This is a genomic window from Streptomyces sp. NPDC046939 (genome assembly GCF_040644575.1).
Taxonomy (GTDB): domain Bacteria; phylum Actinomycetota; class Actinomycetes; order Streptomycetales; family Streptomycetaceae; genus Streptomyces.
The window spans coordinates 60,403-85,579 of sequence record NZ_JBEYWV010000034.1 but is presented as its reverse complement, the minus strand read 5'-3'; the positions used below and the strand labels follow the sequence as shown (position 1 = coordinate 85,579).

At 74.9% G+C, this 25,177-nt stretch carries 1 protein-coding gene; it reads right to left on the bottom strand.

All coding sequences use genetic code 11. The features are described from left to right. Positions 1–12: 12 nt before the first annotated feature. Positions 13–25,089, bottom strand: a complete 25,077-nt coding sequence (locus tag ABZ877_RS31025; RefSeq protein ID WP_361077847.1) for a type I polyketide synthase — start codon at positions 25,087–25,089, stop codon at positions 13–15. Positions 25,090–25,177: the final 88 nt, after the last annotated feature.

Sequence of the window (25,177 nt, the reverse complement as noted above, 5' to 3'; positions counted from 1 at the left end):
CCGGCGGGGTGCTCATACGTCCCCCAGCTCGCGGTCGATCAGGTCGAAGAGGTCGCCCGCGGACTCGACCCCGGCCAGTTCCTCGTCCTCCTGTACGGGGGCGTCGGCCGGGGCGGCGGCGGGCTCGCCCTGCCAGTGGGCGAGGAGTTCGCGGAGCCGGGCGGTGACCTTGTCGCGGTCCTCGCCGGCCACGTCGGAGTCGCGCAGCGCGCCCTCCAGGCGGTCCATCTCGCCGAGGAGCGCCTGCGCGGTGCCGGGCGGCTCGGGCAGGGACATCTCGCCCAGCAGGTGCCGGGCCATGGCGAGGGCGGTCGGGTAGTCGAAGACCAGGGTGGCGGGCAGCCGGAGTCCGGTGGCGGACGCGAGCCGGTTGCGCAGTTCGACGGCGGTCAGCGAGTCGAAGCCCAGCTCCTTGAAGGTCTGTTCCGGGTCGACCTCGGCGGCCGAGCCGTGTCCGAGGACGGCCGCCGCCTGTTCGGCGACCACGTCGACGAGGAGTTGTTCGCGGTCGGCGGCGGACAGGGGAGCGAGCCGTTCGTCGAGCGTCCGCGGTGCCTGGGCGGCGGGCGTCGCGGGCGTGGCGGCGTTCGCGCGGCGCCGGGTGGGCGTGCGGACCAGGCCGCGAAGGAGCACCGGCAGGACGTCGTGGTGCTCGCGCAGGGCGGCCGGGTCGAGGCGCATGGGCAGCAGTGCGGCCCGGTCGGTGTCGGCGGCGGCGTCGAGGAGGCGCATGCCGTGAGCGGCGTCCAGCGGCACCATGCCCGTACGGGCGTGGCGTTCGCGGTCGGCGTCGCTCAGCTCTCCGGTCATGCCGGCGTCCGGCAGCCAGGTGCCCCAGGCGAGGGAGAGCGCGGGCAGGCCCTGGGCGCGCCGGTGGTGGGCGAAGGCGTCCAGGAACGCGTTGGCCGCCGAGTAGTTGGCCTGCCCTGCGCCGCCGAAGGTGCCCGCGACGGAGGAGAAGACCACGAACCGGGCCAGGTCGATGTCGCGGGTCAGCTCGTGCAGGGCGACCACGGCGTCCGCCTTGGGCCGCAGCGCCTCGGCGAACCGCTCCGGCGTCATCGAGGACAGCACGCCGTCAGCGAGGACGCCCGCGGTGTGCACGACGGCGGTCAGGGGCCGGTCGGCGGGGATGCCCGCCAGGAGCGCGGCGAGCGCGGTGCGGTCGGCGACGTCGCAGGCCGCGATCGTCACCTCGGCGCCGAGCGCGGTGAGTTCGGCGCGCAGTTCGGCCGCGCCGGGCGCGTCGGGGCCGCGTCGTCCGGCGATCAGCAGGTGCCGGACGCCCTGGTCGGCGACGAGGTGGCGGGCGGTGATCCGGCCGAGGCCGCCGAGCCCGCCGGTGAGCAGGACGGTGCCCTCGGGGTCGGGCGTCGTCGGCAGGGTCAGGACGACCTTGCCGACGTGGCGGGCCTGGCTGAGGAAGCGGAACGCGTCGGGGGCCCGGCGCACGTCCCACACGGCCATCGGCAGCGGCTTGAGGACACCGCGTCCGAAGAGGTCGACGAGGTCGGTGAGGATCTCGCCGATCCGGTCCGGGCCCGCCTCGACCAGGTCGAAGGCGTGGTAGGCGACGCCGGGGTGGTCGGCGGCGACCCGCGCGGGGTCGCGGACGTCGGTCTTGCCCATCTCCAGGAACCGGCCGCCGCGCGGCAGGAGCCGCAGGGAGGCGTCCACGAACTCGCGGGCCAGGGAGTCGAGGACGACGTCGAAGCCCTCGCCGTCGGTGGCGGCGCGCAGCCGCTCCTCGAAGTCCAGGTCGCGGGAGGAGGCGAGGTGGGCGTCGTCCAAGCCCGCGGCGCGCAGGGCGTCCCACTTGGCCGGGGACGCGGTGCCGTACACCTCGGCGCCCAGGTGGCGGGCGAGCTGGACGGCGGCCGAGCCCACACCACCGGCGGCGGCGTGCACGAGGACCCGTTCGCCGGGCTTGAGCGCGCCGAGGTCGACCAGCGCGTAGTACGCGGTGAGGTAGACGATCGGGACGGTGGCGGCCTCGGCGAAGGTCCAGCCCTTCGGGATCCGGGCGACCATCCGCGCGTCGGCGACGGCGACGGGCCCGAACGCACCGGCGAACATGCCCATCACCCGGTCCCCGGGCGCGAGGCCCGTCACGCCGGAGCCCACCTCGGTGACGACACCCGCGCCTTCGAGGCCGATCGCGGTGGCGTCGCCGGGGTACATGCCGAGCGCGGTCAGGACGTCACGGAAGTTGACTCCCGCCGCGCGCATCGAGATCCGTACCTCGTTCGGCGCGAGCGGCGCGGTGACCTCCGGGCAGGGCGCCAGGCGCAGGCTCTCCAGGGTGCCCTTGCGCTCGATGCCGAGCCGCCAGGCATCGGTGTCGGCGGGCGGGACGAGGGCCCGTTCGGCGTCGAACGGCACGATGCCGGGTGCGAGCGCCTTGCCGTCCTGGACGGCGACCTCGAAGGCGCTGTCACCGTCCAGGACGGCGGGCAGCGCGGCCAGCGACTCCCCGGCGCCGTCGGTGTCGACGAGGACGAACCGGCCCGGGTTCTCGGTGCGGGCCGCCCGCACCAGGCCCCACACGGCAGCCTGCGCCGGGTCGGCGGCCCGGGGCGCGGACGGGACGGCGCACCGGGTCACGACGGCGAGACGCGCGTGCAGGAACGCCGGTTCGTCCAGCCAGCGCCGTACGAGTTCCAGGACGCGGCCGGTCGTGACGCGGGCCGCGTCGGCTTCCGACCCGGAGTGGGTCGCCGTGACCGGTACGGCGTACAGGACGGTGCCGGGGACCTCGTCGGCCTCGGCGAGGGCGTCCAGATCGGGCACGGTGTGCGCGGTGTGCCCGGCGGCGCGCAGTGCGGCGGCCAGCTCGTCGGCCTCGCCCGCGCCGACGACCGTCCACGCGGTGGCCGGCGTGTCGGTGGCCGGGGTGGTGAGCGGCTGCCAGTCCAGCTCGTACAGGCCCTTCCGGTCGGCGGCGCCGACGGTGGAGCCTTCCAGGTCGCCGGTGAGTTCGCGCAGGGTGAGCGAGCCGACGGAGGCGACGGGGCGGCCCGCCGGGTCGGCGAGCGCGAGCCCGACGGCCTCGGGCCCCTCCTGGACCATCCGCACCCGCAGCGCGGAGGCGCCGACGGCGTCCACGCGGACGTCGTTCCAGGAGAACGGGAGCCGTCCCGCGTCCTTCATCGGTACGAACATCACCGCGTGCAGGGCGGCATCGAGGAGGGCCGGGTGCAGGTCGAAGGCGTCGGCGGCGGGGTCCGCGTCGGCCGGCAGGGCGACCTCGGCGAACACCTCGTCGCCGCGCGTCCACACCCGCGTCAGCCCTTGGAACAGCGGGCCGTAGAGGTGGCCCCGGTCGGCGAACGCCTCGTAGAACCCGTCGAGCGCGACCTCCTCACCGCCCTCGGGCGGCCAGGCGGTGAAGTCGTACGGTGCGGCGGACGGTTCGGCGGCGGGCGCGAGCAGGCCGCTGACGTGCAGCGTCCACGGGCTGCCCGGCTCGGCGTCGTCGGGGCGGCCGTGCACGGTCAGCGGGCGGGCCCCGGTGGCGTCCGGCGCCTCGACGCGTACCTGCACCCGCACGCCGCCCCGCTCGGGCAGGGTGAGCGGCGTCAGGATCGTCAGTTCGGCGACCTGCTCGCAACCGGTCCTGGCGCCCGCGTGCAGGGCCAGGTCGAGGAAGCCGGTGGCGGGGAACAGGGCGGTGCTGGTGAGGGCGTGATCCCTGAGCCACGGGTTGGAACCGAGCGCGAGCCGGCCCGTGAAGACCTGCGTGTCCCCGTCGGCGAGCTCCACGGCGGCACCGAGCAGCGGGTGGCTGCTCGCGCCGAGCCCGGCGGTGGTGACGTCGCCGAGCAGCACGGGCGGCTTCGGCCAGAAGCGGCGGCGCTGGAAGGGATAGGTGGGCAGTTGGGTGACGCGGGCGCCGGTGCCGTCGAAGAAGCGGGGCCAGTCGACGCTCACGCCGTGGGTGAAGGCGCGGGCGAGGGCGTCGAGGAGCGTCTCCCGCTCGTCGCGGTCCTTGCGCAGCACCGGTACGAAGAGGCTCTGCGCGGCGTCCGGCAGGCAGCTCTGCGCCATCGCGGTGAGGGTACCGTCGGGGCCCACCTCCACGAACCGGTCCGCGCCCAGCTCGGCGAGCGTACGGACACCATCGGCGAAGCGGACGGCCTCCCGCACGTGGCGCACCCAGTACTCCGGGTCCTGCAGCTCACCGGGGGCGGCGACCCGGCCGGTGACGTCGGAGACGACGGCCATCCGCTGCGGCGCGTAGGAGATTCCGGCGGCGACGGCACGGAAGGCGTCGAGCATGGGCTCCATGAGCGGCGAGTGGAAGGCGTGGCTGACCCGCAGCCGGGTGGTGCGGCGCCCCTCGGCGGCGAGCTTCGCCGCGATGCCGGAGACGACCTCCTCGGTGCCGGAGATCACCACCGAGCGCGGGCCGTTGACGGCGGCGACACCGGCGTCCGGGTGGTTCTCGAGGAGAGGCAGCACCTCGTCCTCGGTGGCCTCGACGGCGAACATGGCGCCGCCTTCCGGAAGTTCCTGCATGAGACGGCCACGGGCGGCGACCAGGGCGCAGGCGTCCTCCAGCGACATCACGCCCGCCACATGCGCGGCCGCGATCTCACCGATGGAATGCCCTGCTACGAAGTCGGGCCGCACGCCCCACGATTCGAGCAGGCGGTAGAGGGCGACCTCGACGGCGAACAGGGCGGGTTGCGTCCACTCGGTGCGGTTCAGCCGCTCGGCGTCGTCGCCGAGGACGAGCGCGCGCAAGTCGTCGCCGAAGTGGGCGCAGACCGCGTCGAAGGCGTCGGCGTAGACCGGGAACGCCTCGTAGAGCCCCGCGCCCATACCCGGACGCTGGGCGCCCTGACCGGAGAACAGGAACGCGGTCTTCCCGTCGCCCCGGTGGGTGCCGGTGACGGTGTGCGGGCCGGTCTCGCCGGAGGCGAGCAGCCGCAGCCCGTCGGTGAGGGCGGTGCGGTCGGCGCCGAGGACGACGGCGCGGTGCTCGAAGACGGCACGGGTCGCGGTGAGCGAGAGGCCGAGGTCGGCGGTGGTCAGGCCGGGGTTCCGCCCGACGTGGTCGAGAAGCTGGGCGGCCTGGGCGCGCAAGGCGTCGCGGCTGCGGGCGGAAAGGACCCAGGGCACGAGCCCGGTCGTCGCGGCCGGCGCCAGGGCGGCGGCGGAATCCTCGGCGGTGGCGGACTCCTCGGTGGCGGCAGGCTCCTCGGCGGTGGCGGACTCCTCTGGGACGGCAGACCCCTCGGTGGCGGCAGGCTCCTCGGCGGTGTCGGACTCCTCGGGGGCGGCAGGCTCCTCGGCGGTGTCGGACTCCTCGGGGGCGGCAGACCCCTCGGCGGCGGCAGGCTCCTGGGGGGCGGCGGACCCCTCGGTGGCGGCGGACCCCTCGGTGGCGGCAGGCTCCTCGGGGGCGGCGGACCCCTCGGTGGCGGCAGGCTCCTCGGCGGCGGCAGGCTCCTCGGCGGCGGCAGGCTCCTCGGCGGCGGCAGACCCCTCGGTGGCGACAGGCTGCTCCTCGGGGGCGGCTTCCAGGACGACGTGGGCGTTCGTCCCGCTGATCCCGAAGGACGACACACCCGCCCGGCGCGGACGCCCGGCCGTCTCCGGCCACTCCCGGGCCTCGGTCAGCAGCGCCACGGCACCCTGCTCCCAGTCCACGTGCGAGGACGGCGCGTCCACATGCAGCGTCGCGGGCAGCACACCGTGCCGCATCGCAAGCACCATCTTCATCACACCCGCCACACCAGCACCGGCCTGCGTGTGACCGACGTTCGACTTCACCGACCCCAGCCACAACGGCCGGTCGGCATCACGCCCCTGCCCATACGTGGCGAGCAACGCCTGCGCCTCGATCGGATCACCCAGCCGCGTGCCCGTACCGTGCGCCTCCACGGCGTCCACCTCGGCCGGCGCGACACCGGCATCCGCGAGCGCGGCACGGATGACCCGCTGCTGCGAGGGCCCGTTCGGCGCGCTCAACCCGTTGGACGCACCGTCCTGGTTGACCGCCGAACCCGCCACCACCGCGAGCACCGGATGCCCGTTGCGGTGGGCGTCCGACAGCCGCTCCACCAGGAGCAGGCCACCACCCTCCGAGAACCCCGTACCGTCCGCCGCATCGGCGAACGCCTTGCACCGGCCGTCCGCCGCAAGCCCCTGCTGGCGGCTGAAGTCCACGAAGAGGCCGGGCGAGGCCATGACGGTGACGCCGCCCGCGAGGGCGAGGTCGCACTCCCCCGAGCGCAGCGACTGCACGGCGAGGTGCAGGGCGACCAGGGAGGCGGAGCAGGCCGTGTCTACGGTGACCGCCGGGCCTTCGAGGCCGAACGTGTAGGAGAGGCGGCCGGAGACGACGCTGGCCGCGTTGCCGGTCAGCATGTAGCCCTCGAAGTCCTCGCCGGAGGCGGCGAGCATCCCGGTGTAGTCCTGGCCGTTGGTGCCTGCGAAGACTCCGGTACGGCTGCCGCGCAGGGAGCGGGGATCGATGCCCGCTCGCTCGAACGTCTCCCACGCCATCTCAAGGAGCAACCGCTGCTGCGGGTCCATGGCCACGGCCTCGCGGGGCGAGATGTTGAAGAACGCCGGGTCGAAGCCGCCCGCGTCGGTGAGGAAGCCGCCGGTGCGGGTGGAGACGGTGCCGGTCTTGCCGGGCTCGGGGTCGTGGAGGGCGTCGAGGTCCCAGCCGCGGTCCTCCGGGAAGGGGACGAGGCCCTCCTCGCCGTTGAGGAGCATGTTCCACAGTTGTTCGGGGGTGGAGACGTCGCCGGGGAAGCGGCAGCCCATGGCGACGACGGCGATCGGGTCGTCGTGCGTGGCGTCCCGGCGCGGGCCGTGCTCAGCGGCGTCCGTCTCCGTGTCGTCGGCGACTTCGGCGACTTCGGCGACTTCGGCCAGGAGGAAGTCGGCGAGCGCGCGGCAGGTGGGGTGGTCGAAGACGAGGGTGGAGGGCAGGCGCAGGCCGGTGATGCGGTTCATGCCGTTGCGCAGTTCGACGGCGCTGAGCGAGTCGATGCCCAGGTCGGTGAAGGGCTGTTCCGGGTCGACGGCGTCGGCGGCGGGGTAGCCGAGGACGCCGGCGACGTGGCCGCGCACGATCTCCAGGACGGCCCCGGCCCGTTCGTAGTCGGGCAGGGTTGCCAGGTGGGCGTGGAGCGAGGAGGTGTCGTCCACGGTCGGGCCCGCGCTCTGCCGGACGGCGTCCAACGCCGCGCGGGCGGCGGGCAGTTCGTCCAGCAGATGGCTGGGGCGCGGTGCGGTGAAGGACGGGGCGTACGTGTCCCAGCGCAGGTCGGTGACGACGACGTGGGTGTCGCCGAGGTCGAGGGCGCGGCCGAGCGCCTCGCAGGCGACGGCGGTGTCCATGGGGTGGACGCCGTGGCGGCGCATGCGGTCCCCCGCGCTGTCCCCGACCATGCCGCCGTCGGCCCACAGGCCCCAGGAGACGGCGGTGACGGGCAGTCCGGCGGCGCGGCGTTCGGCGGCGAGGGCGTCGAGGTAGGCGTTGCCGGGGGCGTAGTTGCCGAGTCCGGCGCCGCCGAGGACGCCTGCCGTGGAGGAGAACAGGACGAACGCGGAGAGGTCGAGGTCGCGGGTGAGGTCGTGCAGGGCGCGGGCGGCGCTCGCCTTGCCGCGCAGGACGGGGTCCATGCGGTCGGGCGTGAGCGCGTCCACGACGCCGTCGTCCAGGGAGCCTGCCGCGTGGAACACGGCGTCCAAGGGCTGGTCGGCGGGGATCGCGGCGAGCAGTTCGGCGAGGGCGGCGCGGTCGGACACGTCGCAGGCGGCGAGGGTGACGTCGACGCCGCGGGCGGCGAGTTCGTCGCGCAGCTCGGTCGCGCCGGGCGCCTCGGCGCCGCGCCGGCCCGCGAGGACCAGGTGGGTGGCGCCCCGGTCGGCGAGCCAGCGGGCGACATGGCCGCCGAGGGCACCGGTGCCTCCGGTCACGAGGACGGTGCCGCGCGGCCGCCAGGTCTCGGCGGGAGCGTCGGCGCCGGGCGCGTGGACCAGGCGGCGGCCGTGGGCGCCGGTCGCGCGCAGCGCGATCTGGTCCTCCCCGCCGGGCTCGGCCAGGACGGCGGCGAGCCGGGTGGCGGAACGGCTGTCGAGGTCGGCGGGCAGGTCGACGAGGCCGCCCCAGCGGTCGGAGTGCTCCAGGGCCGCGACCCGGCCGAGGCCCCAGACGAGGGCCTGGGCGGCGTCGGGCGCGGGGTCGGCGCTGCCGACGGCGACGGCTCCGCGCGTGGCGCACCACAGGGGCGCGTCGATGCCGAGGTCACCGAGGGCCTGGATCAGCGCGAGGGTGGTGGCGAGGCCGACGGGGACGGCTACGTGGCTGGGGTGGTCACGGGTGTCCAGGGCGAGCAGGGAGAGCACACCTGCGACACGTGTGTCGTCGTCGCTGGTGAGCAGGTCGGCGAGGGTTGTCCGGTCGGGGGTGTTGTCCGGAAGGACGATCCGGCGGACCGCGCGGGCGCCGCCCGCGGTGAGCGCGTCGGCGACGGCGACGGCGGTCGCGCTGTGCCCGGCCTCCTCGGCGGGGGCGACGAGCAGCCACGTACCGGTGAGGGTGGCCGCGCCGGTGTCGAGGGGGCTGAAGGCGATCCGGTAGCGGAGGGCGTCGGTCGTGGCGCGTTCCCTGCGGGTGCGCCGCCACTGGGACAGGGCGGGCAGGACGCTGCTGAGCGGTGCGTCGGCGGGCAGGTCGAGGCTGTCGGTGAGGCTCTCCAGGTCCTCCTGCTCGACGGTCTCCCAGAACCGGGCCTCGACGGAGTCCGCCGTGAGGGCGCCGCTCGCGGCGAGGTCGGCTGCTGCCGCCTCGCGGACGGTGGGCCAGTAGCGCTGGTGCTCGAAGGCGTAGGTGGGCAGGTCGGTGCGGGAGGCGCCGGTGCCGTCGAAGACGGTCTCGAAGTCGATGTCCACGCCGTGCACGTGGGCCTCGGCGAGCGCGGCGAGGAACTGCCGCAGGCCGCCCTGGTCACGGCGGAGCGAGCCGAGGACGGCGCCGTCCACGCCGGCCGCGTCGAGGGTCTCGCGCAGTCCGACGGCGAGCACGGGGTGCGGGCCGACCTCGATGAACGTACGGTGTCCCGCCGCGATCAGACCGCGTACGGCGTCCTCGAAGCGGACGGTCTCGCGCAGGTTGGTGTACCAGTAGGCGGCGTCGAGCCCGGTGGTGTCCTGCCAGTCCCCGGTCAGCGAGGAGCGGAACGGGATCTCCGCCTCGCGCGGGGCGATGCCGTCGAGAGCGTCGAGGACCGTGTCGCGGATCGCCTCGACCTGCGCGGAGTGCGAGCCGTAGTCGACGTTGACCTTACGGGCCCGGACGCCGTCCGCGACCAGGGCCTCGTGCAGGGCGTCGAGAGCAGCGGCCTCACCGGATACGACGACGGACGCGGGGCCGTTGACGGCGGCGACGGCGAGGTGCTCCGCCCACGGCTCCATGCGGGCGCGGGTCTCGTCGGCGGGCAGCGGCACGGACATCATGCCGCCGGTCCCCGCGATACGCGTGATGGCGCGGCTGCGCAGGGCGACGACGCGGGCGCCGTCCTCCAGGGTGAGGGCACCGGCCGCGCAGGCGGCGGCGATCTCGCCCTGCGAGTGGCCGACGACGGCGGCCGGTCGGACGCCGTGCGCGCGCCACAGCGCGGCGGTGGCCACCATCACGGCCCACAGGGCGGGCTGGACGACGTCCACGCGGCCGAGGTCGGCGGCGCCCTCGTCGCCGCGCAGCACGGCGGTCAGGGACCAGTCGACGTACGGGGCGAGCGCCTGCTCGCAGCGGTCGATCCACTCGGCGAACACCGGTGACTCGTCGAGCAGTTGACGTCCCATGCCCGCCCATTGGGCACCTTGCCCGGGGAAGACGAGGACGGGTTCGGCGCCGCCCGGCAGCGCGCCGGCGACCGGGACGGGCGTGGTGAGCGGCGCGTCGGCGGCGAGGGCGGCCAGGGTCTCGTCGAGTGCGGCGGGGTCGTCGGCGAGGACGGCGGCGCGGTGGGTCAGGGCGGCGCGTCCGACGGCGAGGGTGTAGCCGACGTCGGTGAGCGGGGTGCCCGGGTGGGTGCGCAGGTGGGTACGGAGGCGGGCGGCCTGGGCACGCAGCGCGGCCGGGGTGCGGGCGGACAGCAGGACGGGGACGGCGGGCAGGGTGGTACGAGCGGCGGGCTTCTCCGCGCTGTCAGGGGCTTCTTCCACGATGACGTGGGCGTTGGTGCCGCTCATGCCGAAGGAGGAGACACCGGCGCGGCGGGCGCGGCCCGTCTCGGGCCAGGGCTGTTCCTCGGTCAGGAGGCGGACGTGCCCGGCGGTCCAGTCGACGTGCGGGGTCGGGTTGTCGGCGTACAGAGTGCGCGGCAGCACGTTCTCGCGCAGCGCCATGACCATCTTGATGACGCCGCCGACACCGGCCGCGGCCTGGCTGTGCCCGATGTTGGACTTGAGGGAGCCGAGCCAGAGCGGGCGTTCGACGGGCCGGTCCTGGCCGTACGTGGCGAGGAGCGCCTGCGCCTCGATGGGGTCGCCGAGGGTGGTGCCGGTGCCGTGCGCCTCGACGGCGTCGACGTCCTGCGGGGACAACCCGGCGGAGGCGAGCGCCTGCCGGATGACGCGCTGCTGGGAAGGCCCGTTGGGGGCGGTGAGGCCGTTGGAGGCGCCGTCCTGGTTGAGGGCGGAACCGCGGATCACGGCGAGCACCTGGTGGCCGTTGCGGCGGGCGTCGGAGAGCCGCTCCAGGACGATCATGCCGACGCCCTCGGCCCAGCTCGCGCCGTCCGCGTCCGCGGAGAACGGCTTGCAGCGGCCGTCCTCGGCGAGGGCGCGCTGCCGGCTGAACTCGATGAGGGAGCCGGGCGTCGACATCACGGTGACGCCGCCCGCGAGGGCGAGTTCGCACTCACCCTGGCGCAAGGACTGCGCGGCGAGGTGCAGGGCGACCAGCGAGGACGAACAGGCGGTGTCGACGGAGACCGCGGGGCCTTCGAGTCCGAGGGCGTAGGAGATGCGGCCGGACAGCACGCTCGGCGAGTTGCCCGTACCGACGTAGCCCTCGAAGTTGTCGTCGGAAGCGGCGAGGATCGTCACGTAGTCCTGGTAGGTGACACCGGCGAACACTCCGGTGGCGGAACCGCGCGCCGCGACCGGGTCGACACCTGCGCGCTCCAGCGCCTCCCACGACACCTCCAGGAGCAACCGCTGCTGCGGGTCCATGGCGAGGGCCTCGCGGGGGCTGATCGAGAAGAACGCCGGGTCGAAGCGGCTGGCGTCGTGCAGAAAGCCGCCCTCACGGGTGTAGACGGTGCCCGGGTGGTCGGGGTCCGGGTGGTAGAGCCGCTCGGGGTTCCAGTTGCGGTCGGTGGGCAGCGGCGAGATGCCGTCGGCCCCGGCCCGGACCAGGTTCCACAGGTCCTCGGGGTTGGCTATGCCGCCCGGGTAGCGGCAGGCCATGCCGACGACGGCGATCGGGTCGTCGTCAACGGCACGCCGTACGGGGCTGGGTGCGGCGGCGTCGGCCTCGTTGAACAGGTCGTCGGCGAGGTGGCGGGCGAGCGCGGCCGGGGTGGGGTGGTCGAAGACGAGGGTGGCGGGCAGAGTGACGCCCAGCGCGGCGCTGAGCCCGTTGCGGAGCTCGACCGCGGTCAGCGAGGTCAGCCCGAGATCGGTGAACGGACGTGCCGGCTCGACCTCATCGGGCCCGCCATGACCGAGCACGGCGGCGACACACTCACGCACGCTGACGAGCAACGCCCGCTCCCGCTCCGCGCCGGGCCGCGAGGCGAGGCGTTCGAGGAGAGTGCCGGGGGGTTGCGTACGGGTGGCGGCGCGACGGCGGGGTGGTGGGGTGGCGGTCTGGTGGGGGGCGGGGCTCGGAGTGGTGCTCGGGCTGGTGTGCAGGCCGGTGGCCGGTGTGGCGGCCAGGTCGGTTCCCTGGATGGTGGCCGAGCCGGTAACGGGGGCGGTGAGGGGCTCGGCGGACGGGGCAGTCCCGGGGGTGGCACCCGACTCGACAGCCGCGCCGGGCTGCTGACCGGTGGCCTGCTCGACGGACAAGGCAGTCCCGGGCACGGCACCCGACACGGCAGCCGCGCCGGGCTGCTGACCGGTGGCCGGTTCGGTGGACAGGGCAGTCCCGGGGGTGGCGCCCAACTCGACAGCCGGGCCGGGCTGCTGGCCGACGGCCTGCTCGGCGGGCAGAGCAACCCCGCCAGCGGCACCCGACACCACAGCCGCGCCGGGCTGCTGGTTGGTGGCCGGTTCGGTGGACAAGGCAGTCCCAGGGACGGCACCCAACTCGACAGCCGGGCCGGACTGCTGGCCGACGGCCTGATCGGCGGACAGAGCGGTCCCCCGAGCGGCGGTCGCCGCATCAACCGGGGCGGTTCCCTGGCCGGTGACCTGCTCCGCGGGCAGCGCCACCTCATGGGCCGTGCCCGGCGCAGCAGTCGAGACGGCCTCCTGGGCCGCGCCTGAAGCAACGGACGAGACGGCCACCTGGGCGGCGCCCGGAGCAGCGGACCAGGCGGCCTCCTGGGCGGCGTCCGGCGCAGGCCCCTCACCCGTAGCCCGCGGAGCGGTAGCGCTCGGGGTCGGGCGTAGTGACAGGGAGTCGATTGTCAGGACGGGGTCGCCTATCGCGTCGGCGGCGGTCAGGGTGAGGGTCTTGGGGCCGGTGCGCTGGAGGCGGATGCGGAGGGTCGTGGCGCCGGTGGCGTACAGGCGGGCCGGGCCTGCGGAGAAGAGCACGTGTCCGTCGCCCAGGCCGTCGAACGCGCCGAGGCCCAGCGGGTGCAGCGCGGCGTCCAGAAGTGCCGGGTGGAGGTCGTGGCGGGCGGCGTCGGCGGTCGCGGACTCGGGCAGCGTGACGTCCGCGTACACCGTGTCGGCGTCCTGCCAGGCGGCCGTGAGCCCCTGGAAGACGGGGCCGTAGTCGAGCCCGGCCTCGCGCAGCCGCACGTAGAGGCCGTCGACGGGGAGTTCCCGCGCGCCGGGTGGCGGCCAAGCGGTGAGGTCGTGGGCCGGAGCCGGGACCGGTTCCGTCTCGGCGGTCAGTACGCCGGTCGCGTGCCGGGTCCACGCCGCGCCCGTGTCCCCGGCGGGCCGCGCGTACACGGCGAACGCGCGGTCGCCACGGGCGTCGGGGGCCTCGACGCGGAGTTGGAGGGCGACGCCGTCGTGCTCGGGCAGCGCCAGGGGACGTTCGAGGACGAGTTCCCCGACCTGCGGGCGGCCCGCGTGCACGCCTGCGACGAGGGCGAGTTCGAGGAGGGCGGTGCTCGGGACGACGGCGGTGCCGTCGATGCGGTGGGCGGCGAGCCAGCTCGCGCCGCCCACGGTGAGGCGGCCGGTGAGCAGCAGGGTGTCGTCGGCGGCGGACGGCACGACGGCGCCGAGCAGCGGGTGTTGGGCGGGGACGAGCCCGACGGCGGCCGGGTCGGAGGTGGGGGTGGGCTCGATCCAGTACGGCCGGTGCTGGAAGGCGTAGGTGGGCAGGTCGACGGGGCCCGCGCCGGGCGCCACCGTGTCGAGCACGGCACGCCAGTCGACGTCGGTGCCGTGGGCGTACAGGGCGCCGACGGCGCTGAGCAGCGTCTCGGTCTCGTCGCGGTCGTCGCGCAGCGCGGGTACCGCCACGGGTGCGGCCCCTCGCCAGGCGCCCTGCGCGAGGGCGGTCAGCGTGGTGTCGGGGCCCAGTTCGAGCAGGCGGCCGGCGCCGGTCTCCTCCAGCGCGGTGACACCGTCGGCGAACCGTACGGCGTGCCGGACGTGCCGGACCCAGTACTCGGGGTCGGTGAGTTCGCCGGGTTCGGCGAGGCGGCCGGTGAGGTCGGAGACGACGGGGATCCGCGGCTCGGCGTAGTCGACGGTGGCCGCGACGGCCCGGAACTCGTCGAGCATGGGTTCCATGCGCGGCGAGTGGAACGCGTGGCTGACCCGCAGCCGGGTCGTCTTGCGGCCCTGCGCGGCAAAGTGAGCGGCGACTTCCAGGGCCGCGTCCTCGTCACCGGAGACGACCACGGAGCGGGGCCCGTTGACGGCGGCCACCCCGAGGGCGTCCTCGCGCCCGGCGAGCAGCGGCAGCACCTCTTCCTCGGCGGCCTGGAGGGCGATCATCGCGCCGCCCTCGGGCAGCGCCTGCATGAGCCGGCCGCGTGCGGCGACCAGGCGGCAGGCGTCGGGGAGCGTCATCACCCCGGCGACGTGGGCGGCCGCGATCTCGCCGACGGAGTGGCCGAGGAGGTGGGCGGGCCGCACCCCGAAGGATTCCAGGAGCCGGTAGAGGGCGACCTCGACGGCGAACAGGGCGGGCTGCGCGTACTCGGTGCGGTCGAGCGCGGAGGCGTCGTCGCCGTGCACGACGTCGGCGAGCGGCCGGGGCAGCAGCCCGTCGAAGTGGCCGCAGACGGCGTCGAAGGCGTCGGCGTACGCGGGGAAGGTCTCGTACAGGCCGCACCCCATGCCGGGCCGCTGGGTGCCTTGCCCGGCGAAGAGGAACGCGAGGCCGCCCCCGGTGAGGGTGGACCCGGTGACGGCGGCGGGGCCGGTCCCGCCCGCGGCGAGGGTTTCGAGCGCGGCCAGCAGGGCGTCGCGGCCCGTGCCGGTGACGACGGCCCGGTGTTCGAGCGCGGCCCGGGTGAACGCGAGGGCGTGCGCGACGTCGGCGGCGCCGAGTCCGGGGCGCTGTTCGAGGTGGGCGAGGAGCCGGGCGGCCTGGTCGCGCAGGGCGGGTGCGCTGCGCGCGGACAGCAGCCAGGGCAGGGCGGTGGGACCGGTGTCGGCGTCGTCCCGGCCTGGTGCCGGCGGCTCGGTCGCCGTACGGGCCGGTTCGGCTTCGGGTTCGGGTTCGAGTTCGGCGAGGACGACGTGGGCGTTGGTCCCGGAGACGCCGAACGCGGAGACCCCCGCGCGGCGTACGCGGTCACCGCCGCCGGGCCAGGCGACGGCTTCGTCGAGCAGGCGGACGCGGCCGGCCTGCCAGTCGACGCGGGAGGAGGGGCGGTCGGCGTGCAGGGTGCGCGGCAGTACGTTCTCGCGCAGCGCCAGGATCATCTTGATGACGCCGACGGCACCGGCGGCGGCCTGCGTGTGCCCGAGGTTGGACTTGACCGAGCCGAGCCACAGGGGCCGTTCGGCGGGCCGGTCCTGACCGTACGTGGCGAGGAGGGCCTGTGCCTCGATGGGGTCGCCGAGGGTGGTGCCGGTGCCGTGCGCCTCGACGGCGTCGACGTCCTGCGGCGAGAGCCCGGCGGAGGCGAGCGCCTCCCGGATGACGCGCTGCTGCGAAGGCCCGTTGGGGGCGGTGAGCCCGTTGGAGGCGCCGTCCTGGTTGACGGCGGTGCCTTCCACGACGGCCAGGACGCGGTGGCCGTTGCGGCGCGCGTCGGAGAGCCGTTCGACGACGAGCACGCCGACGCCCTCCGCCCAGCCGGTGCCGTCGGCGTCCTCGGAGAACGCCTTGCAGCGGCCGTCGGGCGCGAGCCCGCCCTGGAGGCTGAACTCGACGAAGGCGCCGGGGTCGGCCATGACGGTGACACCGCCCGCGAGCGCGAGGTCGCACTCGCCGGAGCGCAGCGACTGCACGGCGAGGTGCAGGGCGACCAGCGAGGAGGAGCAGGCGGTGTCGACGGTGACGGCGGGCCCCTCCAGGCCGAGGGCGTAGGAGACGCGGCCGGAGACGACGCTGCCCGCCTGGCCGGTCAGCAGATGCCCGCCGAGCCCCTCCGGAACCTCGGTGAGCCCGGTGGCGTATCCGGAGCTTCCGGCGCCGACGAAGACGCCGGTGCGCGAGCCCTTCAGCGCGGTCGGCGCGATCCCGGACCGCTCCAGGGCCTCCCAGGAGGTCTCCAGGACGAGCCGCTGCTGCGGGTCGAGGGCCTGGGCCTCGCGCGGGCTGATGCCGAAGAACGCGGCGTCGAACGCGGAGGCCTCCGCCAGGAAGCCGCCGGACGCGGTGTCGCTGGCGTCGAGCAGGGCCGACAGGTCCCAGCCGCGGTCCTCCGGGAACCCTCCGGCGGTGTCGCCGCCCGCGGCGAGCAGCTCCCACAACTGGTCGGGGCTGTCGATGCCGCCCGGCAGACGGCAGCCCATGCCGACGATGACGACAGGATCGGTGCCACTGTCCGTGCCGGTGGCCCGCGCTGTCCCGTCGTGCCGCTCCTGCGCGGCGCCGAACAGTTCGTCCCGCAGGTGGGCGGCGACGGCGAGCGGCGTCGGGTGGTCGAAGACGAGGGTGCTGGGCAGCGCGACACCGGTCTCGGCGGTGAGGTCGTTGCGCAGTTCGACGGCGGTCAGCGAGTCGAAGCCCATCTCGCGGAAGGCGCGCCCGACGGTCACGGCGGCCGGGTCGCTGTGCCCGAGCGCGGCGGCGGCCCGGCGGCACACCAGGTCGAGCAGGGCCGCCTCGCGCTCCTCCGCGCCGAGCGACGCGAGCCGCTCGCGCAGCGCGCCGCCCGCTCCGGTGCCGGGGGTACGGGCCGACGGGGCCATGGCCCCGCCGGTCAGGGCGGCGAGCAGGGGGCTGGGGCGGCCGGTCGTGAACGCGGGCGCGAACCGCTCCCAGTCCACGTCGGCCACGACCACGGCGGTGTCCCGGGCGGCCAGGGCGCGGCCGAGAGCGGTCAGCGCGGCATCGGGGTCGAGCGGTCGCAGCCCGCGGCGTTCGAGCAGCGTACGGGCGGTCTCGTCGGCGGCCATGCCGGTGCCGCCCCACGGCCCCCAGGCCACGGACGTACCGGCGAGGCCACGGGCCCGGCGGCGTTCGACCAGGGCGTCCAGGTGGGCGTTGGCGGCGGCATAGGCGGCCTGGCCGCCACTTCCCCACACACCGGCGATGGAGGAGAACGTCACGAACGCCGACAGGCCGCTGTCGCGGGTCAGTTCGTCGAGGTGGTCGGCGGCGTCCGCCTTGGCGGCGAGGACGGCCGCGAGCCGCTCGGGGGTGTACGCGGCGATCACGTCGTCGTCGAGGACGCCCGCGCAGTGCAGCACCGCGTCGACGGGGTGCTCGGCGAGGAGCGCGGCGACGGCGTCACGTTCGGCCATGTCGCAGGCGACGACCGTCACCCGCGCCCCGAGCGCGACCAGCTCCTCCCGCAGCTCGTCCGCGCCGGGCGCCTGGGGCCCGCGCCGGCTGGTCAGCACCAGTTCCCGGGCGCCCTGCTCGACGGCCCAGCGGGCGACCCGGGAGCCGAGGGCACCAGTGCCGCCGGTGATCAGGACGCGTTCGGGGGCCGTCCACGCGCCGGTCGCGGCGGGCGCGGGCGCGGGGACGAGCCGGCGGGCGTAGGCGTCGGTGCCGCGCACGGCGACCTGGTCCTCGTCGGCGGCGGCGAGCACGGCGGCGGCCCGGGCAAGGGAGCGCCGGTCCGCCCGCGCGGGCAGGTCGAGCAACCCGCCCCAGACGTCCGGGTGTTCCAGCGCGGCGACGCGCCCGAGCCCCCACACGGCGGCCCGCGCGGGCTCGACCACGGCCTCGGTCCCGCCACCCACGGCGACGGCACCATTGGTCACCAGCCACAACGGCGCCCCGAGCGCCGCGTCGGCGTGGGCCTGCACGACGGTGAGCGCACCGCCGACGTCCGGCAGGCACGACAACACCCCGGCCACGGGCTCCGGTTCGGCGCCCACCGCACGCAGCATCTCGGCGAGCGCCTCCCGCTCCACCCCAGCGGCGCACCGCACGCGCTCGACCCCCGGCACGAACTCCTCGATGCCGGGCAGAGCGGGCTCCTCACCGGCCTGGAGCAGCAGCCACCGCCCGTCGACCGTGGGGCCGCCGCCCGCCTCCAGCCGCTCCCACCGCACGCGGTACCGCCAGGAGTCCGCCGTGGTCCGCTCGACCTGCTCACGCCGCCACGCGGCCAGCGCGGGAACGACACCGTCGAGGACATCGCCGTCGACGTCGAGGACACCGGCGAGTTCGGCGGCGTCCCCCCGGTCCACGGCCTCCCAGAACGCGGCCTCCCCGGCCGTCGCCACCGCGTCCGCACCGGGTACGGGGTGCGCACCGCGCCGGGGTTCGGGCCAGTACCAGGAGCGCTGGAAGGCGTACGTCGGCAAGGGCGCGGGCCGCGCCCCGGCGAAGACCTTGTCCCAGCCGACCGGAACGCCTGCGGTGTGCAGCGCGGCCACGGCGGCGTACAGCGCGTCGGCCTCGGCCCGGTCCTTGCGCAGCACGGGTGCGCAGACCGCGCGCTCGGCGTCGGCGAGTGCGGTGCGGGCGAGGGCGGTGAGGGTGCCGTCGGGGCCGATCTCCAGGAAGCGGGTCACGCCTTCGGACGCGAGCGTGTCGACGCCGTCCGCGAAGCGTACGGCTTCCCGCACATGACGCACCCAGTACTCGGCCGAGGTCAACTCACCCTCAGTGGCCAGCCGTCCGGTCACGTTCGAGACGACAGGGATGGACGGGGCCGCGTACGTGATGCGCTCGGCCACCTCCCGGAAGGCGTCGAGCATCGGCTCCATGAGCGGTGAGTGGAAGGCGTGCGAGACGCGCAGGCGTGACGTCCGCCGACCCTGCCGCTTGAGCTCAAAGGCAGCCTGTTCGACGGCCGCCTCCGCACCGGCGATCACCACGGCCTGCGGGCCGTTGACGGCGGCGAGGGACACGCCGTCCCCGAGCAGCGGCAGCACCTCGGCCTCGGCGGCCTCCACGGCCACCATCACGCCGCCGGCGGGCAATTTCTGCATCAACCGGCCCCGCGCCACGACCAGGGCGCACGCGTCCTCCAGGGACATCACCCCGGCCACATGTGCGGCGGCGATCTCACCGATCGAGTGGCCCATCAACAGGTCCGGCCGAACCCCGAAGGACTCCACCAGCCGGAACAGCGCGACCTCGACGGCGAACAACGCGGGCTGCGTCCACTCCGTACGGTTCAGACGCTCGGCGTCGTCACCGAAGACGACGTCCCGCAACTCCTCCCCGACCTGCGCGCACACCGCATCGAAGGCTTCCGCGAACACGGGGAAGGCGACGTACAGCTCGCGCCCCATCCCGAGCCGCTGAGCCCCCTGCCCCGAGAACAGGAACGCCGTGCGGCCCTCGTCGACCGTGCCCGTGACGGCGCGCGGGTTCGGCTCGCCCTGCGCCAACGCGGTCAGCCCGGCGAGGAGTTCCTTGTCGTCACGGCCCCAGACGACAGCCCGGTCCTCAAAGGCCGTACGCGTGGTGGCGAGGGCGGCACCGATCTCGACGGCGTCGACCCCGGACGCGGACCGTACGGCTTCCAGCAGGCGGGCGGCCTGGGAGCGCAGGGCGTCGGTGCCTCGGCCGGACAGCACCCACGGCACCACCGGCATGGCGACAGACTCGACCGGCTCCACACTCTCGTGGGGCGCCTCCTCCAGGATGACGTGAGCGTTGGTACCGCTGAGGCCGAAGGAGGACACGCCCGCGCGGCGCGGACGCTCACCAGCGGGCCACTGCTGCTGCTCGACGAGCAACTGCACCGATCCGGATGACCAGTCCACATGCGAGGACGGCTCATCGGCGTGCAGGGTCGCGGGCAGCAGGCCGTGCTGAAACGCCTCCACCATTTTGATCACACCTGCGACACCGGCGGCGGCCTGTGTGTGGCCGAGGTTTGACTTCACTGACCCGAGCCACAGCGGCCGGTCCCCGGCTCGCTCCTGCCCGTACGTGGCGAGAAGTGCCTGCGCCTCGATGGGGTCACCCAGCTTGGTGCCGGTGCCGTGCGCCTCCACCGCGTCCACGTCCGTAGCCGACAGGCCCGCCGAGGCCAGCGCCGCACGAATCACGCGCTGCTGCGAAGGCCCGTTGGGAGCCGTCAAGCCGTTGGAGGCGCCGTCCTGGTTGACCGCCGAACCCCGCACCACCGCCAGGACGCGGTGTCCGTTGCGGCGGGCGTCGGACAGCCGCTCCACCAGCAGCACGCCGACGCCCTCGCCCCAACCCGTGCCGTCCGCGCCCTCACCGAACGCCTTGCACCGGCCATCACCCGCGAGCCCGCCCTGCTTGCTGAACTCCACGAACGCGCCCGGCGTGGACATCACCGTCACACCACCCGCCAGCGCCAGATCACACTCCCCCGCCCGCAGGGCTTGGGCGGCCAGGTGCAGGGCGACCAGCGAGGACGAGCAGGCCGTGTCCACCGTCACCGCCGGACCCTCAAGCCCCAGCACATACGAGACCCGGCCCGAGGCCACACTCGCCGCGTTCCCGGTGCCTACGTAGCCGCCGAAGTCCCCTTCCGACAGGCTCAGCAAGGCCGGGTAGTCCTGGCCGTTGGTCCCGGCGAAGACGCCGGTCCGGCTGCCGCGCAGCGCGCGCGGGTCGATTCCGGCCCGCTCCACCGCCTCCCACGACGCCTCCAACAGCAACCGCTGCTGCGGATCCATCGCCAACGCCTCACGCGGCGACACCCCGAAGAACTCCGCGTCGAAACCGCCGACGCCGGACAGGAAGCCGCCGCGTGCGGTGTGGCTGGCATAGGGGTTGTCCGGGTTGGGGGCGAAGAGCAGGTCGAGGTCCCAGCCGCGGTCCGTCGGGAAGTCGCCGATGCCGTCGCGGCCGTCGGCAAGGAGGTCCCACAGGTCCTCGGGCGACTCCACGCCGCCCGGGAAACGGCACGCCATCCCGACGATCGCCACCGGCTCGTCCACCGCGGCCACGGTCGTCGGGGCGATCGAGGTCTCGTCCCCGAACAGCTCGCTGTGGAGGTACGTGGCAAGGGCCTGGGGGGTCGGGTGGTCGAATACCACCGTCGCCGGGAGGGTGAGGCCCGTTGCGGCTGCCAGGACGTTGCGCAGCTCCACCGCGATCAGCGAGTCGACGCCCAGGTCACGGAAGGCCCGCTCCGCGCCGACCCGTTCGGGGCCGGGGTATCCGAGAGCGGCGGCGGCCCGGGTCCGTACCTCGGTGAGGAGTTCACGTCGGCGGGACTCGGGGTCGAGGTGCTGGAGGCGGGCTCGCAGGCCGGTGGTGGCGGTCTCCACGGTCGTACCGGGCTCGGCCGGGGCAAGGAACACCTCGCCGAGCATCGGGCTGGGGCGTACGGCGGTGAAAGCGGGGCCGAAGCGGTTCCAGTCGATGTCGGCCACCAGGGCGGTGGCGGAGGTGTCTCCCGCGCAGGCCGCGAGGGCGTCGAGTGCCTGGTCCGGGTCGAGCAGGCCGACACCGCCGCGCAGTTGGCGCCCCTCGGCGCCGGTGTCGGCGGCCATGCCGCCGCCCGCCCACGGTCCCCAGGCGATCGAGGTGGCGGGCAGGCCCGCGCTCCTGCGCTGCTCGGCGAGCGCGTCCAGCAGGGCGTTGGCGGCGGCGTAGTTGGCCTGCCCGGCGGAGCCGACGGTGCCCGCGAAGGAGGAGAACAGGACGAACGCGGAGAGGTCGCGGTCCCGGGTCAGCTCGTCGAGGTGGCGTGCGCCGGTCACCTTCGCGGCGAAAACTGTGCTGAAGGCTTCCGGGGTAAGGCCGTCGAGGACGCCGTCCTCCAGCACACCCGCGGTGTGGACGACCGCATCGACGGGGTGGGCGTCGAGCAGGGCAGCGACCACCGGACGGTCCGTCAGGTCGACAGCGGCGAAAGTCACTTCGGCGCCGAGGTCGCGCAGTTCCGCGCGCAGCGTCTCGGCTCCTTGCGCGCGTTCACCGCTGCGGCTGACCAGGATCAGGTGGTCGGCGCCGTTCCGCGCCGCCCAGCGGGCGACCCTGGCGCCGAGCGCGCCGGTGCCACCGGTCACCAGGACCGTGCCGGACGGCTGCCAGTCGGTCGTCCCGGCCCCGGGCCGCGTCGCGACGAGACGGCGGCCGAACAGTCCTCCGGGACGGATCGCGGCCTGGTCCTCGCGCGCGCCGCCCGCGAGCAGGGCGACGAGGCGGACGGTCGAGCGCCGGTCGAGGGCCGGCGGGAGGTCCACGAGGCCGCCCCAGCGGTCGGGGTGTTCCAGAGCGGCGACGCGGCCGACACCCCAGACTGCGGCCTGGTCAGGGAGCGGGGCCACGTCGTTCGGGGTGGCGGCGACGGCGCCCCTCGTAAGAACCCAGACGGGGGCCTGTACGCCCGCTTCGCCGAGCGCCTGGGTCAGCAGGGCGGTGGCGAGGACGCCACAAGGCACACCGTCGGTCTCGCCGCCTTCGAGGGCGAGCGTGGACACGACGCCGGTGACATGGTCGTCCCCGACGGCGGTGGCGACGCGGTGGGCGAGTTCGGCCCGGCTGTCGGCCTGGTGGTGGTCCACGACGACCAGTTCGGCGCCGGCCTCGGTGAGCGCGGCGCCCAGCGCGCCGCCCCAACCGTCGTCGCCTTCGAGGCTCGCGGGCCGCACGAACAACCAGCGGCCGGACAGGCGCGCGCCCTCGCCCAGACCGGTGACGGTGCGCCAGACGACACGGTGGTACGGGTTCGCCGCGTCGACGGCCGAACCGTCCTCGGCGTACGAGCGCTCAAGCCAGTAGCGCTCGCGGCGGAAGGCATAGGTGGGCAGCTCGACCGTGCGCGCTCCGGGCAGGAGCGCGGGCCACCGCACGGCGGCACCGCGCAGGTGCAGCCGCGCGAGGGCGGTCAGGAGGGTGTGCGTCTCGGGCCCATCCTTGCGGAGCACCGGCACGTGCAGCGCGTCACTGTCCGGAGCGCAGTTCTGGGCGAGGGCGGTGAGGGTGCCGTCGGGGCCGATCTCCAGGAAACGGGTCACGCCCTCGGACGCGAGCGTGCCAATACCGTCCGCGAAACGCACGGCTTCCCGCACATGCCGGACCCAGTACTCGGCCGATGCCAACTGCCCGTCAGCAGCGAGCCGTCCGGTCACATTCGAGACGAGGGGAATGGAGGGGGCCGCGTACGTGATGCGCTCCGCCACCTCACGGAAGGCATCCAGCATCGGCTCCATCAGCGGCGAGTGGAAGGCGTGCGAGACGCGCAGGCGCGACGTCCGCCGACCCTGCCGCTTGAGCTCCGAGGTGGCCTGTTCGACAGCCGCCTCCGCACCGGCGATCACCACGGCCTGCGGACCATTGACAGCCGCAACCGAGACCCCGTCACCGAGCAGAGGCAGCACCTCGGCCTCCGCCGCCTCCACGGCCACCATCACGCCACCGGCAGGCAACTCCTGCATCAACCGGCCCCGCGCCACCACCAGCGCACACGCATCCTCCAGCGACATCACCCCCGCCACATGCGCGGCAGCGATCTCACCGATCGAGTGACCCATCAACAAGTCCGGCCGAACCCCGAACGACTCCACCAGCCGGAACAGAGCAACCTCAACCGCGAACAACGCAGGCTGCGTCCACTCCGTACGGCTCAAGCGCTCAGCGTCATCACCGAAGACGACACCGCGCAACTCCTCCCCCACCTCCGCGCACACGGCGTCGAAGGTCTCCGCGAACACCGGGAAAGCGTCGTACAGTTCGCGCCCCATCCCAAGCCGCTGCGCCCCCTGCCCCGAGAACAGGAACGCCGTCCGGCCCTCCCGGGTGGTGTCGACGAGGGTGCGGGTATCGGGCTCGCCCTGGGCCAGTGCGGTGAGCGCGGTGAGGAGTTCGGTCCGGTCGCCGCCCTGGACGACGGCCCGGTGTTCGAAGGCCGTGCGGGTGGTGGCGAGGGAGGCGGCGAGGTCGTAGAGGTCGGTCTCCGGGTGTGTGTTCAGGTGTGCGGCGAGGCGGCCGGCCTGGGCGCGCAGGGAGTCGTCGTCGCGGGCGGACAGGAGCCACGGGAGGACGGGGAGGGAGGCGCGGGGCGCGGGTTCCTGCTCGCTGGACCCGGCGTCCTCCGCGTCCTCGGGGGCCTGTTCGATGACGGCATGGGCGTTGGTGCCCGAGAGGCCGAAGGCGGAGACGCCGACGCGGCGCGGGTGGTCGGTGGCGGGCCAGTCGGTGGGCCGGCTGAGGAGCTGGACGTGTCCGGCGCTCCAGTCGACGTGGGTGGAGGGGTTCTCGGCGTGCAGGGTGGGCGGCAGGACGCCGTGGCGCAGGGCGAGGACGGACTTGATGACGCCGACGACACCGGCGGCGGCCTGGGTGTGGCCGATGTTCGACTTGGCGGAGCCGAGCAGCAGCGGTCGGTCGGCGGGGCGGCCCTGGCCGTAGGTGGCGAGGAGCGCCTGGGCCTCGATGGGGTCGCCGAGGGCGGTGCCGGTGCCGTGTGCCTCGACGGCGTCGATCTCGGCGCCGGGGATTCCGGCGTTGGCGAGCGCGGCGAGGATGACGCGCTGCTGGGAGAGGCCGTTGGGGGCGGTGAGGCCGTTGGAGGCGCCGTCCTGGTTGACGGCGCTGCCGCGCAGGACGGCGAGGACCTGGTGGCCGTTGCGGCGGGCGTCGGAGAGCCGTTCGACGATGAGTGTGCCGGCGCCCTCGGCCCAGCCGGTGCCGTCGGCGTCGTCGGAGAAGGCTCTGCAGCGGCCGTCGCCCGCGAGGCCGCCCTGCTGGCCGAACTCGATGAACGCGCCGGGGCTCGACATGACGGTGACGCCTGCGACGGCGGCGAGGGCGCACTCCCCGGACCGCAGTGACTGGGCGGCCAGGTGCAGGGCGACGAGGGAGGAGGAGCAGGCGGTGTCGACGGTGACGGCGGGTCCTTCGAGGCCGAGCGTGTAGGCGACGCGGCCGGAGAGGACGGACATGGAGTTGCCGGTGAGCAGGTGGCCGCGGACGTCGTCGGGGATCTCGCGCAGGCCCGAGGTGTAGCCCTGGTCGCTGCATCCGACGAAGACGCCGGAGCGGCTGCCGCGCAGGCCGGCGGGGTCGATGCCGGCGCGTTCGAAGGCTTCCCAGACCACTTCGAGCAGAAGGCGCTGCTGCGGGTCCATGGCGAGGGCTTCGCGCGGGGAGATGTCGAAGAAGGCGGGGTCGAAGGAGGCGGCGTCCGCGACGAAGCCGCCGCGCCGCCGGTCGCCGTCGCCGTCGGCGTCGGGGGCGGGCCAGCCGCGGTCGGCGGGCCAGTCCGTCACCGCGTCGGTCCCGGAGACGAGCAGCTCCCAGAAGTCGTCGGGTGTGCGTACGTCGCCGGGCAGGCGGCAGCTCATGCCGACGATGGCGACGGGTTCCTGCTCGCGGGCCTCCATCTGCCGCAGCTTGCGGCGGGTGGTGTGGAGATCGACGGTGACCCGCTTGAGGTAGTCCCGAAGCTGCGCTTCCTTCGTCATGGACTGCCCCCATGCTGTTCGGTTCGGTGACGGAGCGGCGGTCCGCGCCCGGGCCTGTGCGCGTCGGTCCCGTGGCGCCCGGTGGGGG